The organism is Kitasatospora brasiliensis (assembly GCF_032654805.1).
GTDB classification, from domain to species: domain Bacteria; phylum Actinomycetota; class Actinomycetes; order Streptomycetales; family Streptomycetaceae; genus Kitasatospora; species Kitasatospora brasiliensis.
The window spans coordinates 177,485-193,620 of sequence record NZ_JAUOOW010000003.1; the positions used below are offsets into that span (position 1 = coordinate 177,485).

Here is a 16,136-nt window from a genome sequence, read left to right on the forward strand (position 1 = left end):
GGGCGCGCCACCGTCACCAGAGCGGGCGCAGGGGCGGGATCTCGTTGCCGGCGAAGTACCTGATCAGCCGGGCGAGTTGACGCCGGAGTTCGGCCATGTCCGTGGCCCCGAGATCAGCGGAGAGCTGGCCTTCGAGTTCGGCCAGGACATGGCCGGCCACCGAGAGGTGGAGCCGGGCGGAGTCCGTCATGACCACCAGCTTGCGGCGGCCGCCGTCGGGGTGCGGCAGGCGTTCCACGTAGCCGCGTTCCTCAAGGAAGTCGATGATCTGACCGGTGGCCTGCTTGGTCACGCCCAGTTTGGTGGCGAGCTCGGTGTTGGTCGCCCCGTCCTGGCCGAGGATCTGGAACAGCATGCCGTGCACCGGCCGGAGTTCGGTGGCGGCGAGCGCGTTGACGCGGCCCACGAACTCGGCGTGCAACAGCTGGAAAGCCATGCCGAGCAGAAAGGTCAGCTCGACACGGGCCAGCGGATCCTCCGTCTGCATGTGTTCGTCCTCTTACGCAGTCCCCACGGATGCCATGGGGAGGCATCCCGATCCGAATCCTCGCACGTGACGATGCCCATGACGTTCCAGGTGCCGGTGCCGCGTCATCGATACGGACCGGCAGGTCTGCGGTGGTGCCACTTGCGGTCCGGCGGGCCGCCGCCGTCTGCCGTGCCCCACGGCGCGGAGGGTGGCGGCGGCCCGCCGGACTTGGGCAGTCTACGCACCGTCGAGTGTGACGACCGCCCCCGGGCAGAGCTGGGCGGCGGTGCGGGCAGCGACCACGAGGTCCGGACCGGGCTCGGGGTCGAGCACGACGATCAGGCCGTCGTCGTCCTGGTCGAACAGCTCGGGCGCGGCCATGACGCACTGGCCCGAGCCGACGCAGCGGGTGCGGTCGATGCTGATCCGGACGCTCCCGGCGGGTGTGGTCACCAGGTCACCGGGAGGGCGCTGATGCCGTACAGGGCGGTCTTGTCACGGAACGGCAGATCGTCGACCGCGACGGCGAGCTTGATGCCGGGGATGCGCTCGAAGACGGTCTTGTAGACGATCTCCAGCTCCAGGCGGGCCAGGTTCGCGCCGAGGCAGGCGTGGGCGCCGTGGCCGAAGGCCAGGTGCTGGCGGGCCTCGGGGCGCTCCAGATCGAGGGTGTCCGGCTCCGGGAAGACCTCGGGGTCGCGGTTGGCCGCGCCCAGCAGCGCGAACACGCCGGTGCCCTCGGGCAGCACGGTGCCGTCCAGGTCGACCTCGTCGGTCAGCGAGCGCGCGGGGATCATGTCCGCGATGGACAGGTAGCGCAGCAGTTCCTCGACGGCCTTCGGCGCGAGGGACGGATCGGCGGTGAGCTTGGCCAGCTGCTCCGGGTTGTCGAACAGGGCCGCGAAACCGAGCGCGATCATGCTGGTGGTGGTCTCGTGGCCGGCGATGAGGAGGCCCAGCGCGCTGCTGATGACCCGCTCGCGGTCGTAGATGCCCTCGTCGCGGTAGCGGTTGACCAGGCGGCTGAGCAGGTCGTCGCCCGGGTCGGCCTCCTTGGCGGCGATCTTCGCATTGAGGAACACCCGCAGGTCGTTGATGGCCATGCCGATGTCCATCGGGGTGCTCTCCTCCGCGAACACCCGGTTGCTGGCGTCGTAGAAGATGTCGCGCTCCTCGTAGGAGACGCCGAGCAGCTCGCAGATGACCAGGGTCGGCACCGGCCGGGCGAGCAGGTCCACCAGGTCGACCGGGCCCTGGCTCTCCAGCATGCGGTCGACGCAGTCGTCGACGATCCGCTGGATGTCCGGGCGCATCGCCTGGACGCGCCGCACGGTGAACTCGTTGATGATCAGGCGGCGGTGGAGCGCGTGCTCCTCGCCGTCCTGGACGATCAGCGGGCGGGAGGACGGCTGGAGGAACGCCGGCGGGATCGGGACCAGGCTGGGGTTGCCGGGCAGGGTGCGGTCGGAGCTGATCCGCGGGTCGGCGAGGGCCTTGCGGACCAGGTCGTACCTGGTGATGATCCACGGGGTCGAGCCGTCCGCCCGGGTGACCTGGGAGACCGGCTTGGTCTCGCGCAGGTCCGCGTACTCGGTGGGGGGCTGGAACGGGCACTTGCGGACCATCGGGAACGTCGGGTGCTGACCGACGGCTTCAGTCATGATCAAGATCCTCTGCTGGTCTGTCTTCGGGATCACGGGGCCGGGGGCCGGGAGCCCCCGGCCCCGTGCGCTCTGGCGCCTTACTCGGCCCAGGGCAGCGGCAGGCGGGCGTCGTTGCCCGGCAGGGCGGCGGTGCCGCCCGGGGCCATCGCGACGAGCGCCTGGGCCTGGCCGTCGATGGCGCGGAAGGTACGGGTCACGTCGGCCGGAACGACGATCGCCTGACCGGTCTTGACCAGGGAGGTCTCGTCGCCGACGACGAACTCGAAGGTGCCGGCGATCGGCATCCAGATCTGGTCGCGGTCGATCAGGTGGACCGGGGCGTCGGTGCCGGTCTCCATGACGACGCGCCAGGTGCTGACCTGCTCACTGCCCTGGCTCGGACCGGCGAGGCCGGCCGCGAGGCCGGCGGGGTTGCGGGTGGTGCGCTCTTCGGTTTCCGAGATGACGAGCATGGTTCCTCTTCCAATCAAGCGTTGTGGCCAAGAGAACGCCCGGACGGGCGTTCGTGTCTACCCCAGAAAATCCGTCGGATGTGGAGTCGCGATGGGTTGACGCTTGCAAGCAAAGCAGCTTTACTCGCCGGAGTAAAGCCCCTTTACTACCCCCGGTGAATATCACCCCTCAGGCCAACCCGAGGACGGACCATGAACAATGAGACAAGCCCGGGCCGCCGCCGGGCGATCCTGCTTGTGCTGGCGCTCAGCGTCCTGGTGGTGGTCATGGACATGACCATCCTCAACGTCGCGCTGAGCACCATCCAGCGCGACTTCGGCGCCTCGACCGCCGACCTGCAGTGGTCGATGGACTCCTACCTGATCACCTTCGCGGCGTTCATCTTCACCGGCGGCGTCCTGGCCGACCGCTTCGGCCGGCGCCGTATCGTCATCGCCAGCCTGACGCTGTTCGGGGCCGCCTCCCTGCTCGCCGCCCTGGCCGGCTCGATCGGCGCACTGGTGGCCTGGCGGGCCCTGATGGGCATCGGTGCGGCCGCCGTCCCCACCGTGTCGCTGGCCATCCTGATGGTGCTCTTCCCGCCCGCCGAGCGCCCCAAGGCGATCGCCGCCTGGGCCGCCTCGGCCGGCGTCGGCACCATGATCGGCCCCATCGTCGGCGGCCTGCTGCTGCAGCAGTTCTACTGGGGCTCGGTGCTGCTGATCAACGTGCCGCTGTCCATCGCGGCCGTCATCGCCGTCGCCGCCCTGGTGCCGGAGTCCCGCAACCCCAACCCCGGCAGCTTCGACCCGATCGGCGTGCTGGTCTCCATCGCGGCCGTCGGCACCCTGGTGTACGGCATCGTCCAGGGCAGCGAGCACTCCTGGCTGTCCTTCGGCACCCTCGGCCCGATTGTGGGCGGCCTGCTGCTGGTCGGCCTGCTGGTGGTCGTGGAGCGCCGGGTCTCGACCCCCGCCCTCGACGTCAGCCTGCTCAAGCTCGGCCGGTACTCCTCCGGCACCAGCGCCATCGCGCTCGCCTTCTTCGCGCTGCTGGGCGGCATCTTCGTGATGTCGATCTACCTGCAGGCGGTGCTCGGACTCTCCCCCGCCAAGGCCGGCCTGATGATGGTGCCGATGGGCCTGGCGGCGTTCCTGATCTCCTTCCGCCTGCCCAAGCTGGCCATGAAGTTCGGCCCGCGCAACGTGGTGGCCGGCGGGACCACGCTGATGGCCGTGGCGATGCTGATCTTCGCCACGCTCGGCACCGACAGCTCCCTCTGGCTGGTCGCGATCGGCCAGGTCGCGCTGGGCCTTGGCTGGGGCTGCGTGATGGCGCCGGCCACCGGCGCCCTGATGTCGGTCGTGCCGCCGGTCAAGATGGGCGCGGGCCAGGCCGTGTCCAACACCGTCCGCCAGGTCGCCGGCGCGCTCGGCGTCGCCGTGATCGGCTCCGTGGTCAGCGCCGTCTACCACTCGGAGATCGGTGACAAGGCCGCCGGGCTGCCCGCCAACCTGGCCGACAAGGCCCGCGAGTCGGTCGGCGGCGCACTGGAGGCGCTGCGCGCCGGCGGGAACGCGCTCGGCGGAGGCGAGGCGCAGCGGGTCAAGGACGCGGCCTTCCAGGCCCACGTCGCCGGCATGCACGCCGCCCTGCTGGTCTGCGCCGGGTTCGCGGTGCTCGCCTGCATCGTGGCCCTGCGCGGCCTGCCGGCCGCCGTCCCGCCGCCGCCCGGCGCGCCCACCCCGCCGCCCGCCCCGGAGCCGGCCAAGCCGACCGAGAGCGAGGGGGTCGCCACCGCTTAGGCGGTGCCCACCCGATGACCGGGCTGCTTCGCGCAGCCATCCGCGCCCGGACCCCTGCCGGGCAACCAGGCGACCGCCGCGGCCCTTCCCGGGCCGCGGCGGTCGCTTTTCCGCGTTCTCCCCTTGCCGTCGCGCACGGTCGGTTGCTCGATCACCTCGGTCCCCGCAATTTCCGGAGAAGTTCCGTCCGATTGTGGCGAAATTCCGCCGACCCCGACCCGGAAATTTGTCTTAGGGGTCCCCTGAAAACGGTCGATTAGGGGTGGCCCCCATAATTCCGGACTGGGGTTGACCGGCCGCTGCGGCGACGGGTTAGCCTTTCGAGGAATTCACGGTTTCGCAGCCGTTCCGACACGTCTGATGTCCGGCTGCCGATCTCCCCGTCCATTCGGACCGACAGGTGGCCAGATGACGACTGAGGCGCTGACGACTGCCCTGACCGCGGTGCGGGACCTTCGCGCCAAGGTCGTGGCCCTGGAGCAGGCAAGACGAGAGCCGATCGCGATCACCGGGATCGGCTGCCGACTGCCCGGCGAGGTGTACGGCCCGACGGACCTGTGGCGGCTCCTCGTCGACGGTGTGGACGCGATCACCGAGATCCCGGCGTCCCGTTGGGACAACTCCCGGTACTACCACGAGGATCGCGGGGTTCCGGGCCGGATGGTCGCCCGGCACGGCGGCTTCCTTTCCACCGCCGAGGAATTCGACCCCTACTTCTTCGGCATTTCGCCGCGCGAGGCCCAGGACATGGACCCGCAGCAGCGGCTGTTCCTGGAAGTCGCCTGGGAGGCCATCGAGGACGCCGGCCTGACCCTGCCCGCGCTCCAGGGCACCGACGCCGGCGTGTTCGTCGCCGCGAACGCCTGCGACTTCCTGCAGATGCAGCTGCGCCGGCGCGACCGGATCGGCACCTACACCTCGATCGGCGCCGCCAACTCGCTGATCCCCAACCGGCTTTCCTACCTGCTGGACTTGCACGGCCCCAGCCTGACGGTCGACTCGGCCTGCTCGGCGTCGCTGGTGGCCGTCCACCTCGCGGCGCAGAGCCTGCGCGCGGGGGAGTGCCCGGTGGCCGTGGTCGGCGGCATGAACCTGATGCTGTCGCCGGCCACCACCATGGGCTTCTCGAAGATCGGCGCACTGGCCGAGGACGGCCGCTGCAAGACCTTCGACTCCCGCGCCGATGGCTACGTCCGGGGCGAGGGCGTGGTCGCGATCGTCCTCAAGCGGCTGTCGGACGCCGTCGCCGACGGCGACCGGATCTGGGCGGTGCTGGCCGGGTCGGCGGTGAACCAGGACGGCCTCACCAACGGGGTGACCGCGCCGAACGGGCCCTCGCAGCGCGCGGTGATCCGCCGGGCGCTGGCCAGTGCCAGGATCGAACCGCACCAGGTCACCCTGGTCGAGGCCCACGGCACCGGCACCGCGCTCGGCGACCCGATCGAGGTGGAGGCGCTGAGCGAGGTGTACGGCCGGCCCGGCGCCGACGGGGATCCCGGGTGCGCGATCGGCTCGATCAAGACCAACATCGGCCACCTGGAGGCCGGCTCCGGCCTGGCCGGCCTGGTCAAGGCGGCGCTGAGTGTCCACCACGGGATGATCACCCCGAACCTGCACTTCACCTCGCTGAATCCGCACATCGAACTCGACGGCACCCGGCTGTTCGTCCCCACCGCCACCGCGGCCTGGGACGTGCCGGACGACCGGCGCTACGCGGCCGTCAGCGCGTTCGGCGCGGGCGGCACCAACGCGCACGTGATCCTCGGCCCGGCCCCGGCGCCCGCCGAGGCGGCCCCGCCGGTCCCCGGTCCGGTCGCGATCTCCGTCACCGCCCGCACCTCCGACGAGGTCGGCCGGATGGCCGCGGCCTACCGCGACCACCTGATCTCCCCCGCCGGGCGGTCCGCCGCCCTGCGCGACATCGCCGCCACCGCGGCGCTGCGCCGCACCCCGCACCCGCACCGGCTGGCCGTGGTCGCCGACTCGCACGCCCAGGCCGCCGAGCGGCTGACCGCCTGGCTGGCCGGTGACCACCCGTCCGGCGTGGTCACCGGTCGAGTCGCGAGCCCCGCTGTCAAGCGCCGCACCGCGTTCCTGTTCGCCGGGCACGGCACCCAGCGCCTGGGCATGGGTCGGCAGCTGATGGACGAGTGCGAGGTGTTCCGCTCCACCATGCAGGCCTGCGACGAGGCCATCCGGCACTGGCAGGGCGAGTCGGTGATCGAACGGATCCACCGCACCGACCTGGACGCCCTGCCGGACGACCTGACGCTCATTCAGCCCGCGCTGTTCGCGCTCGGGGTCAGCCTCGCCGCCCGCTGGCGCTCCCTCGGCATCGAGCCCGACGTCGTCGCCGGGCACAGCATGGGCGAGATCACCGCGGCCTGCGTCGCCGGCGCGCTCTCGCTTGAGGACGCCGCCCAGATCATCTGCCTGCGCTCGCGGCTGCTCACCAGGCTGCGGGGGGTCGGCTCGCTGATGGTGGTGGGTCTGCCGCTGGACGAGGCGGACGCGCTGCTGGACGGCTTTCGGGACGAGGTCTCGGTCGCGGTCAGCAACAGCCCGACCTCCACCGTCCTGTCGGGCGACACCGCGGTGCTCACCGCGCTGGGCGAGCGGCTGGCCGAGCGCCGGATCTTCCAGCGCCTGATGAAGAGCTCGGTGCCCGGCCACGGACCCAACGTCGACCGGCTGCGCGAGGACCTGCTCGACGGCCTGGCCGACCTCGTCCCGCGGTCGGCGAGCGTCCCGATCTTCTCCACCACCACCGGCGCGTACGTCGACGGCTCCTGCCTGGACGCGAAGTACTGGTACGAGAACCTGCGCCGGCCGGTGCTCTTCTGGCCCACCGTCCGCTCGCTGGTGGAGCACGGCCACGACACCTTCGTCGAGGTCAGCCCACACCCGCTGCTGCTCTCCGCGGTCGAGCAAGCCTTCGAGGAGGCCGGACGGGAGGGTCTCGGCCTGGCCTCGATGCGCCGGGAGGAGCCCGAGTCGGAAGCGATGCTCACCGGGCTCGCCGCGCTGCACGCGCACGGCCACCCGGTCGCGCCGGAGCTGCTGGCCGGCCCGGTCGGAACGCCGGTCCCGCTGCCCTCCTACACCTGGCACCACGAGTTCTTCCCGCTGCCGCCGGTGCTGGACGCGGACGATGACCCGGCCGCGCCGGACCGCCCGGCCGCCGAGCACCGGGCGGACGCGCCGACCCTGACCCCGACCCCGGCGCCGGCCGCCGAGTCGGCCGAGGCGGCCGCGCTGCCGGCCGACGCCAATGAGCTCGCCGAGCTGGTCCGCACCACCGTCGCCGAGGCGATCGCCCGCGAACTCGGCTTCGACATCGCGCAATTGGACCCCACCGCCGGGTTCTTTCAGCTCGGCATGGACTCGATCATGGCGGTGCGGATCAAACGGCGGCTGGAGGACACCCTGCACTGTCGGCTGGCGACCCCGGCGATGTTCGAGCACCCGACCGTCGACGCGCTCACCGTCCACCTGCTCGACCTGATCGGCCGACCCGCGAACAGCGCCGGCGACGACCGCCCGGCCGAGGACCCGAGCGCGCCCGCCGCGCAGCCGGACCCGTCTCTGGACGAGGCCTCGGAGAGCGAACTGCTCGCGATCCTGGCCGGCGAGCTCGGCTCCTCGTCCCGGACCACGGACAGCGGCAAGTGACCAGTACCGAACCGACCCACCCGAGGAGTGCCCCCGTGACCGACACCGTCGGCAAGGACGTGCTCGTCCAGAGCGTCCGGGAGATCCGCCGACTGCGCGGCGAACTGGAGGCGGCCCAGCACGCCAGGACCGAACCGATCGCCGTCGTCGGCCTCGGCTGCCGGCTGCCCGGCGGCGCCGACCCGGAGGAGTTCTGGGAGTTTCTGCGCCGCGGCGGCGACGGCGTCATCGACTTCCCCGCCGAGCGCGGTTCGATGGACCACCTCTACGACCCGACCGGCACCCGCCCGGACGCCAGCTACACCCGCCGAGCCGCCTTCCTGCGCGACGTCGACCAGTACGACGCCGCCTTCTTCGGGGTGTCCCCTCGCGAGGCGGCCGCCCTCGACCCGCAGCAGCGGCTGCTGCACGAGGTCACCTGGGAGGCGCTGGAGAACGCGGGCATCGCCCCCGACGGGCTGAGCGGCTCGGCCACCGGCGTCTACCTCGGCATCGCCAACCACGACTACAGCCACACCCAGCTCCAGCAGGTCGCCCCCGCCGACCTGGAGGCCTACTGGGCGACCAGCAACGCCTCGACCTTCGGCGCCGGCCGGCTCTCGTACCAGCTCGGCCTGACCGGCCCCAGCATGTCGGTCGACAGCTCCTGCTCGTCCTCCCTGGTGGCCGTGCACCTCGCCGCGCAGAGCCTGCGCTCGGGCGAGTGCCGGACGGCGCTGGCGGGCGGCGTGAACGTGCTCCTGGTGCCCGAGATCTTCGTGGTCCTCAGCAAGACCCGGGCGCTGTCCCCCGACTCCGCCTGCAAGACCTTCGACAAGGGCGCCAACGGCTACGTGCGCGGCGAGGGCTGCGCCGTGCTGGTGCTCAAGCGCCTCTCCGACGCGCGGGCCGACGGCGACCGGATCCTCGGCCTCATCCGCGGTACGGCCGTCAACCAGGACGGCCGCAGCAGCGGCGTCACCGTCCCCAACCCCCGGGCGCAGCAGGACGTGCTGCGCGGCGCCCTGCGCGCCGGCGGCGTCGAGCCGCACCAGGTGGGCTACGTCGAGGCGCACGGCACCGGAACCCCGCTCGGCGACCCGATCGAACTGCGGGCGCTGGCCGCCGTGTTCGGCGAGCGCGGCGAGGCCGGACCGCTGCGGGTCGGCTCGGTGAAGACCAACATCGGCCACCTGGAGTCGGCGGCCGGCGTGGCCGGCCTGGTCAAGGTGCTGATGGCACTGCGGCACGGGGAGATCCCGCCGCACCGCAACCTGACCGAGCTCAACCCGGAGATCGGCATCGACGAGCTCGCCATCGAGATCCCCACCGAGCTGACCGCCTGGCCGCGGGGCGCCAGCCCACGGATCGCCGGTGTCAGCTCGTTCGGCGCCAGCGGCACCAACGCCCACGTCCTGGTCGAGGAGGCACCGGCGCCGGCTGCCCCCGCCGAGCCGGCGGCCGACGCGGGCACCCACGTGCTGACGCTCTCCGCCCGGACCCCGAAGGCGCTGGCCCAGCTGGTCGGCCGGTACTCCGACCGGCTCGCCGCCGAGGACGGCGACCTGGCCGACATCTGCTTCACCACCAACACCGGCCGCGCCCACCTGCCGCACCGCCTCGCGGTGGCCGGCTCGTCCCACGCGCAGCTGCGGGCCCGCCTCGCCGACGCCACTGCCGGGCAGGCCCGCACCGGCGCCCGCCCCACCGCGGCCTTCCTCTTCACCGGCCAGGGATCCCAGTACGCCGGCATGGCCGGGGGCCTGTACGCCTCCCAGCCGCTGTTCCGCGAGCTGATCGACGAGGCCGACGCCGTCCTCGCACCGCTGCTGGACCGGCCGCTGCGCGAGATCATCGCCGACGGCGCGCTGCTCGCCGACACTCGCCGGACCCAGCCCGCGCTGGTCGCCGTCGAGTACGCGGTGGCGCGGCTGTGGATGTCGTGGGGCGTGCGGCCCGCGGCGCTGGTCGGCCACAGCGTCGGCGAGATCGCCGCCGCCTGCGTGGCCGGGGTGATGTCCTTCGCGGACGGCCTGCGGCTCGCCGCGGTGCGGGGCGCGCTGATGAGCGAGGGCACCGAGCCCGGCTCGATGGCCGCCGTCTTCGCCTCCGCCGACCGGGTCACCGAGCTGCTGCGCCCGTTCGCCGAGCGAGTGTCGGTCTCGGCCGTCAACGGCCCCGACAGCGTGGTGGTCTCCGGCGGCGCGGACGCCGTCGCCGAGGTGCTGCGGGCCGCCTCGGCCGCGGGCCTGAAGACCAAGGCGCTGGAGGCCGGCTGGGCCTTCCACTCCCCGCTGATGGACCCGGTGCTGGAGCGCTTCGAGGCGGAGGCCGCGAAGATCGCCTACCAGCCTCCGCGGATCCCGGTCGTCTCCGGCGTGGACGGGCGGCCGGTGACCGAGTTCACCGCGCGCTACTGGCGCGACCAGCTGCGGCAGCCGGTGCGGTTCGACGCGGCCATGGCCGAGCTGCTCGGCCGCGGCTGCCGGGCCCTGGTGGAGGTCGGCCCCGCGCCGACCCTGCTCGGCCTGGTCCGTCGTCTGCCGGCCGACGAGCGGGCGGGCGACCTGGTGCTCGCCCCCTCGCTGCGCGCGCGGCAGGCCGATGCGGACGTCCTGCTCGGCAGCCTGGCCGAGCTGTACACGGTGGGCTTCGACCTCGATTGGGCGGCGCTGCACGCCGGCTTCGAGCGGCGGCGGGTCGCCCTGCCCACGTACCCGTTCCAGCGCGAGCGGCACTGGTTCGAGCCGACCGCGCCGACCCGCACCGCGGCGGCCGCGGTGAGCGCCGCCGACCCCGGCCGGGCCGAGCCGCTGCTGGGCCACCGCCTGCCGTCCCCGTTGGAGACCGCGCAGTTCACCACCCGGCTCAGCGCTCGGCACCACCCCTGTCTGGGCGACTGTGTGATCGACGGGCTGCCGGTGGTCAACATCGGCGTCTACCTGGAGTCCGCGTTCGAGGCGGCCCGCCGGCTGAACCTCGGCCCGGCGACCGGGACGCTGGTGGCCGAGGCCACCCTGGTCCTGCAGGGCCTGATCCTCGACCCGGAGACCCCCACCGACGTCCAGCTGCACGTCGACCCCGACGGCGGCTACCGGTATTACGCGCAGCACCCCGAGCACGGCTGGCTGCTGCACGCCCAGGGCGCCGTGCGGTCCGAGGCCGACCCGGCCCCCGCGGCCGATGGCGTCGCCCACCGCCAGGACGTCCGCGCCGCCCTCGGCGCGGAGCTGAGCGGCCAGGAGTTCTACGCCCGGCTCTGGCGGCGCAAGCTGTACCTCGGCCCGGAGGCCAGGTGGATCGACCGCGTCTGGCATGGCGGCGGCGAGGCGATCGCGCTGATGCGCGAGCCGGCGCCCGGCGAGGCGAACGGCTACCTGCTGCACCCCGGCTTCACCGACGCGATGTTCCAGCTGCTGTTCATCTGCCTGCCCGAGGACGCGCCGAAGGACGCGACCTACATGCTGGTCGGCATCGACCGCTTCCAGCTGCACGGCTCGCCGGGCAACGGGCCGCTGTACTGCCACGCGGTCCTGTCGCCGGAGTCCAACCCGGAGTCGACGTTGATCGCCGAGGTTCGGGTGGAGGACGCCGAGGGCCGCACCGTGGCCCTCGCCACCGGCGTGTACGCCAAGCGGGCCGGCCGTACGGCGGTGCTCCGCGAGGGCGCGACCGATGGCGCCGCGCACCACCAGCCCGTCCGGCAGCGCCCCGCCGCCCGCACCGCCGCCCAGGCGCCCACCGACGGCTTCGCGGCGCTGGCCGCGGCGCCCGCGGCCGACCGCCTCGGCACGCTGCGCGACCTGCTGCTCGGCACGGTCGCCCGGGTGCTGCGCGCGGACGCGGCCACCCTCGACCCGGTGGAGTCGCTGCAGAACCTGGGCCTGGACTCGCTGATGGCGCTGGAGGCCCGCGACGCGCTCTCCGCGCAGTTCGGCCTCCAGCTGCCACTGGTCGCCTTCCTGGAGGACGGCAGCGTCGACCGGCTCGCCGAGCACATCCTGCCGCTGCTCGACCTCGGCCGGGACGGGTCGGAGTCCGCGGCGCTGGTGCCGAGGGACGGCGCGCCCCGACAGCTGGTCCACGACGAGGCGAACCGCTACGAGCCGTTCGGCCTGACGGACCTCCAGCAGGCGTACCTGGTGGGCCGGTCCGGCGCCTACGCGCTCGGGAACATCTCCACCTACTTCTTCCTGGAAGTCGACCTCGACAACGTCGACCCGGAGCGGCTGACCGACGCCTGGAACCACGTGGTCTCCCGGCACGACATGCTGCGCGCGGTGGTCGACCCGGACGGCACCCAGCGGGTGCTGCCGGACGTGCCGCGCTACCGGATCGACGTCGCCGACCTGCGCGCGCTCGACGAGGCGGGGCGGGCCGGGCGGCTGGCCGCCGTCCACGACGAGATGAAGAACCAGGTGCTGGACGCCTCGGTCTGGCCGGTCTTCGACATCCGGGCCAGCCGGCTGGACGACACCACCACCCGGCTGCACGTGGGCGCCGACGCGCTCACCATGGACGCCTGGTCCACCTCGGTGGTCTTCGCCGAGTGGGCCGCGGCCTACCAGGGCGACCACGACCGGCTGCCGGACGTTGCGATCACCTTCCGGGACTACGTGCTGGCGCTGCGTGCGCTGGAGGACACCCCCGAGCACGCGGCGTCGCTGAAGTACTGGCGGGAGCGGATCAAGACCCTGCCGGCCGGCCCCGAGCTGCCGCAGGGCACCGACCCGGCGCTGATCGAGCGGCCCGAGTTCACGCACCGCTCGGTCACCCTCGACGCCGAGCAGTGGGCGCGGTTCAAGGAGCGCGCCGCCGCGATCGGCGTCACCCCGTCAGCCGCCGTCTGCACCGCCTACGCGCAGGTGCTCGGCGCCTGGAGCAAGTCGTCCTCGTTCACCCTGAACGTGCTGTTCTTCAACCGGCTGCCGCTGCACCCGGACGTCGGCAAGGTGGTCGGCAACTTCACCGCGACCACGCTGCTGGAGGTCCGCGGCACCGCCTCCGAGAGCTTCGACGTGCGAGCCTCCCGGCTGCAGCACCGGCTCTGGAGCGACCTGGAGCACAGCCGGGTGAGCGGCGTCGAGGTTCTGCGCGAGCTGAGCCGCACCCAGGCCGGCTCCGGCCCGGTCACCATGCCGGTGGTCTTCGCCAGCACGGTGAACTTCGGCGCCGCCGAGAACCCCGGCGCGGCGACCGGCCTGGCCAAGCCGCTGATCGGGATGGCCGACAACGGCCGCGAGCAGTGGAGCTCGGTGCGCACCCCGCAGGTCTGGCTGGACCACCAGATCCTCGACGAGGCCGGCGGAGTGGTGCTGAACTGGGACTCCGTCGACGCGGTCTTCCCGCCCGGCCTGGTGGACGAGATGTTCCGGGCCTACACCGGCATCCTCACCGACCTCTGCGCGGACGAGCAACTCTGGCACCGGCCCGGCGCCCTGCTCACCCCCGCCGCCGAACTGGACGTCCGCCAGGCGGCCAACGCCACCGCCGGACCGCTGCCCGCCGGGCTCCTGCACGAGGGCTTCACCGCCCGGGCCGCTGAGCGGCCCGAGCGGGTCGCGGTGATCGCCGCCGACCGGACCCTCAAGTACGGCGAGCTCGACGCGCTCTCCAACCGGCTCGCCAACCTGCTGCGCGTCGAGGGCGTCACCCCCGGCGCCCTGGTGGGCGTCGTGATGCACAAGGGCTGGGAGCAGGTCGCGGCCGTCCTCGGCATCCTGAAGGCGGGAGGGGTCTACGTCCCGATCGACGCCGCCGTGCCGGCCGAACGGCTCGCCGTGCTGCTGGACAGCGCCGGCATCGGCCACGTCCTGACCCAGGACCGGGTGCTCACCACCACCGCGTGGCCCGCGGGCGTGCGCGTGCTGGCGGTGGACGGGCCGCAGGCCCGGGCGGCCGATCCGGCAGCGCCCGCGCCGGCCGGCACCGCGCCGGACGACCTCGCCTACGTCATCTTCACGTCCGGATCCACCGGCCTGCCCAAGGGCGTGATGATCGAGCACGGCGCGGCACTGAACACCGTCCACGACGTGAACGAGCAGTACGGCGTCACCGAGTCCGACCGGGTGCTCGCCCTGTCCGCGCTCAACTTCGACCTCTCGGTTTACGACGTGTTCGGCCTGCTGAGCGTCGGCGGCGCCGTCGTGATCCCGCCGCCGCAGGCGCACCGGGAGCCGGCCCGCTGGCTGGAGCTGGTCGAGCGGCACCGGGTCACGATCTGGAACAGCGTCCCGATGCTGATGGAGATGTTCACCGAGCACGCCCTCGCCACCGGCGCCCGGGACCTGCCGGTGCGGGTGGTGATGATGAGCGGCGACTGGGTGCCGGTCACGCTGCCCGACCGGATCCGGCGGATCGCGGCTGACGCGCAGGTGTGGAGCCTCGGCGGGGCCACCGAGGCGTCGATCTGGTCGATCTGGTACCCGATCGGGGAGGTGGACCCGGCCTGGCCGAGCGTCCCGTACGGCAAGCCGATGCGCAACCAGCGCTTCCACGTGCTGAACGAGTCGATGCAGCCCTGCCCGGTCTGGGTGCCCGGCCAGCTCTACATCGCCGGGGCCGGCCTGGCCCGCGGCTACCTGGGCGACGAGGCCCGCACCCGGGCCGCCTTCCTGCGCCATCCCGTCACCGGCGAGCGGCTCTACCGCACCGGCGACCTCGGCCGCTATCTGCCCTCGGGCGACATCGAGTTCCTCGGCCGCGAGGACCACCAGGTCAAGGTGCAGGGCTACCGCATCGAGCTGGGCGAGATCGAGGCCGCGATGCTGCGGATCCCCGGGGTGCGCAGCGCCGCCGCGCACGTCGTCGGCGGCCGCCACGAGGCCAAGTCCCTGGTCGGCTACGCCGTCCTGGACGGCGGCCACGAGGCCACCGAGCAGGACCTGCTGGACGCCCTGCAGACCATGCTGCCGAGCTACCTCGTCCCGCTGCGGGTGCTGCTCCTGGACGCACTACCGCTCAGCGCCAACGGCAAGCTGGACCGCTCCGTCCTGCCCGTGCCGGGCCGCGCCACTGGCGACGCCACGGCCCAGGTCGCCCCGCGCGACGAGCTCGAACAGCAACTCGTCGACATCTGGGCGGGGTTCTTCGGCGAGCGGCTCGCCGAACGGCCGCTGAGCATCCACGACAACTTCTTCGAACTGGGGGGCAACTCGCTGCTCGCCGTCCGCGTGATGGCCCGGATCGCCGCCCACCTCGGCTCGACGGTGCCGGTCTCCGCGCTCTTCGGCCACCCGACCGTGGAGCGGCTCGCCTCCCTGCTGCGGGAGAGCGGCCGCCACACCGGCCGGCCGGCGCTGGTGCCGGTCCGGACCGAGGGCGACCGGACGCCGCTGTTCTTCGTCCACCCCGTCGGCGGCGACGTGCTCTGCTACGCCGACCTGGTCCGGCTGCTGCCGCAGGGCCAGCCGTTCTACGCCCTCCAGGTGCCCGACGGTCCGGAGCTCGCCACCGTCGCCGAGCTCGCCGCGCACTACGCGGCGGCGCTCACCGAGGCCGTCCCGAGCGGCCCGTACCGGCTCGGCGGCTGGTCGATGGGCGGCGTCATCGCCCTGGAGACGGCCGCCCTGCTGGAGGAGGCCGGCCACCGGGTCGAACTGGTCACCGCGATCGACCTGCTGGAGCCGCCCGGCCCGGCCGAGACCGTCGAGGTCTCCGACGCCGACCTGCTGAGCTGGCTGGCAGGCGACCTCGCGGGCCTGACCGAGACCGACTGGAAACTGCCCGCCGAGGACCTGCACGACGGCAGCGGCCGCCCGCTGCCGGAGGTCTTCCACGCGCTTGCCTGCGCCGCCGGCGTGCTGCCCGCGGACCTCGACGCCGCCACGCTGGGGCAGATCGTCACCCGATTCATGCGCAACGCCCGCGCCCTGCTGCTGCACCGCCCCCGCCCGTACGGCGGGAAGGTGCGCCTTTTCCGGGCCGTGAACGGCGGGGCGAGCGCCGAGACCACCGAGCGGTGGCTGGCGCTGCTGCCCGGCGACGCCGAGGCCGTCGAGGTGCCTGGCGGGCACTACTCGGTGATGCGCGCACCGCACCTGAAGGTCCTGGCCGAGCGGCTCAGCCGGGAACTCGGCCCGCTCTCCTGACGCACTGCCCCTGACCGGAACAACC

General features: G+C 73.0%; 7 protein-coding genes. 3 read left to right on the forward strand and 4 right to left on the reverse strand.

What is annotated here, in order from left to right; translation table 11 throughout:
• Nucleotides 1–13 precede the first annotated feature (13 nt).
• From QWJ13_RS13405 to QWJ13_RS13420, 4 genes are all read right to left on the reverse strand, one after another.
• Nucleotides 14–487 carry a MarR family winged helix-turn-helix transcriptional regulator gene (locus QWJ13_RS13405; RefSeq protein WP_316524166.1) on the reverse strand — a complete coding sequence of 158 codons (474 nt, stop codon included), beginning with the start codon at nucleotides 485–487 and terminating at the stop codon, nucleotides 14–16.
• Between the two features lie 219 nt (nucleotides 488–706).
• Nucleotides 707–922 carry a ferredoxin gene (locus QWJ13_RS13410; protein ID WP_316524168.1) on the reverse strand — a complete coding sequence of 72 codons (216 nt, stop codon included), beginning with the start codon at nucleotides 920–922 and terminating at the stop codon, nucleotides 707–709.
• Nucleotides 919–2,130 (reverse strand): cytochrome P450, encoded by a 1,212-nt coding sequence (locus tag QWJ13_RS13415; RefSeq protein WP_316524170.1) that lies wholly within the window; start codon nucleotides 2,128–2,130, stop codon nucleotides 919–921. The genes QWJ13_RS13410 and QWJ13_RS13415 overlap by 4 nt, the downstream gene beginning before the upstream one ends.
• 80 nt (nucleotides 2,131–2,210) lie before the next feature.
• A complete protein-coding gene (locus QWJ13_RS13420) occupies nucleotides 2,211–2,585 on the reverse strand; it encodes a cupin domain-containing protein (RefSeq protein ID WP_316524171.1) in 375 nt (124 codons plus the stop codon).
• A 192-nt stretch (nucleotides 2,586–2,777) separates the two neighbouring features.
• On the opposite strand from QWJ13_RS13420, the gene QWJ13_RS13425 reads away from it, so the two are divergent.
• The 3 genes from QWJ13_RS13425 to QWJ13_RS13435 all read left to right on the forward strand — a co-directional run bounded on the left by QWJ13_RS13425 (nucleotide 2,778) and on the right by QWJ13_RS13435 (nucleotide 16,111).
• Entirely contained in the window at nucleotides 2,778–4,370 is a 1,593-nt protein-coding gene (locus tag QWJ13_RS13425) for an MFS transporter (protein WP_316524173.1), read from the forward strand.
• 408 nt (nucleotides 4,371–4,778) lie between these two features.
• A complete protein-coding gene (locus tag QWJ13_RS13430) occupies nucleotides 4,779–8,042 on the forward strand; it encodes a type I polyketide synthase (protein WP_316524175.1) in 3,264 nt (1,087 codons plus the stop codon).
• 35 nt (nucleotides 8,043–8,077) lie between these two features.
• Nucleotides 8,078–16,111 carry a hybrid non-ribosomal peptide synthetase/type I polyketide synthase gene (locus QWJ13_RS13435; protein WP_316524177.1) on the forward strand — a complete coding sequence of 2,678 codons (8,034 nt, stop codon included), beginning with the start codon at nucleotides 8,078–8,080 and terminating at the stop codon, nucleotides 16,109–16,111.
• The last annotated feature ends 25 nt before the right edge of the window (nucleotides 16,112–16,136 follow it).

What these genes read in the sequence shown, in the direction of transcription:
- QWJ13_RS13405 (WP_316524166.1), bottom strand. Translation starts at nt 487, where the DNA reads ATGCAGACGGAGGATCCGCTGGCCCGTGTCGAGCTGACCTTTCTGCTC.
- QWJ13_RS13415 (WP_316524170.1), bottom strand. Translation starts at nt 2,130, where the DNA reads ATGACTGAAGCCGTCGGTCAGCACCCGACGTTCCCGATGGTCCGCAAG.
- QWJ13_RS13420 (WP_316524171.1), bottom strand. Translation starts at nt 2,585, where the DNA reads ATGCTCGTCATCTCGGAAACCGAAGAGCGCACCACCCGCAACCCCGCC.
- QWJ13_RS13425 (WP_316524173.1), top strand. Translation starts at nt 2,778, where the DNA reads ATGAACAATGAGACAAGCCCGGGCCGCCGCCGGGCGATCCTGCTTGTG.
- QWJ13_RS13430 (WP_316524175.1), top strand. Translation starts at nt 4,779, where the DNA reads ATGACGACTGAGGCGCTGACGACTGCCCTGACCGCGGTGCGGGACCTT.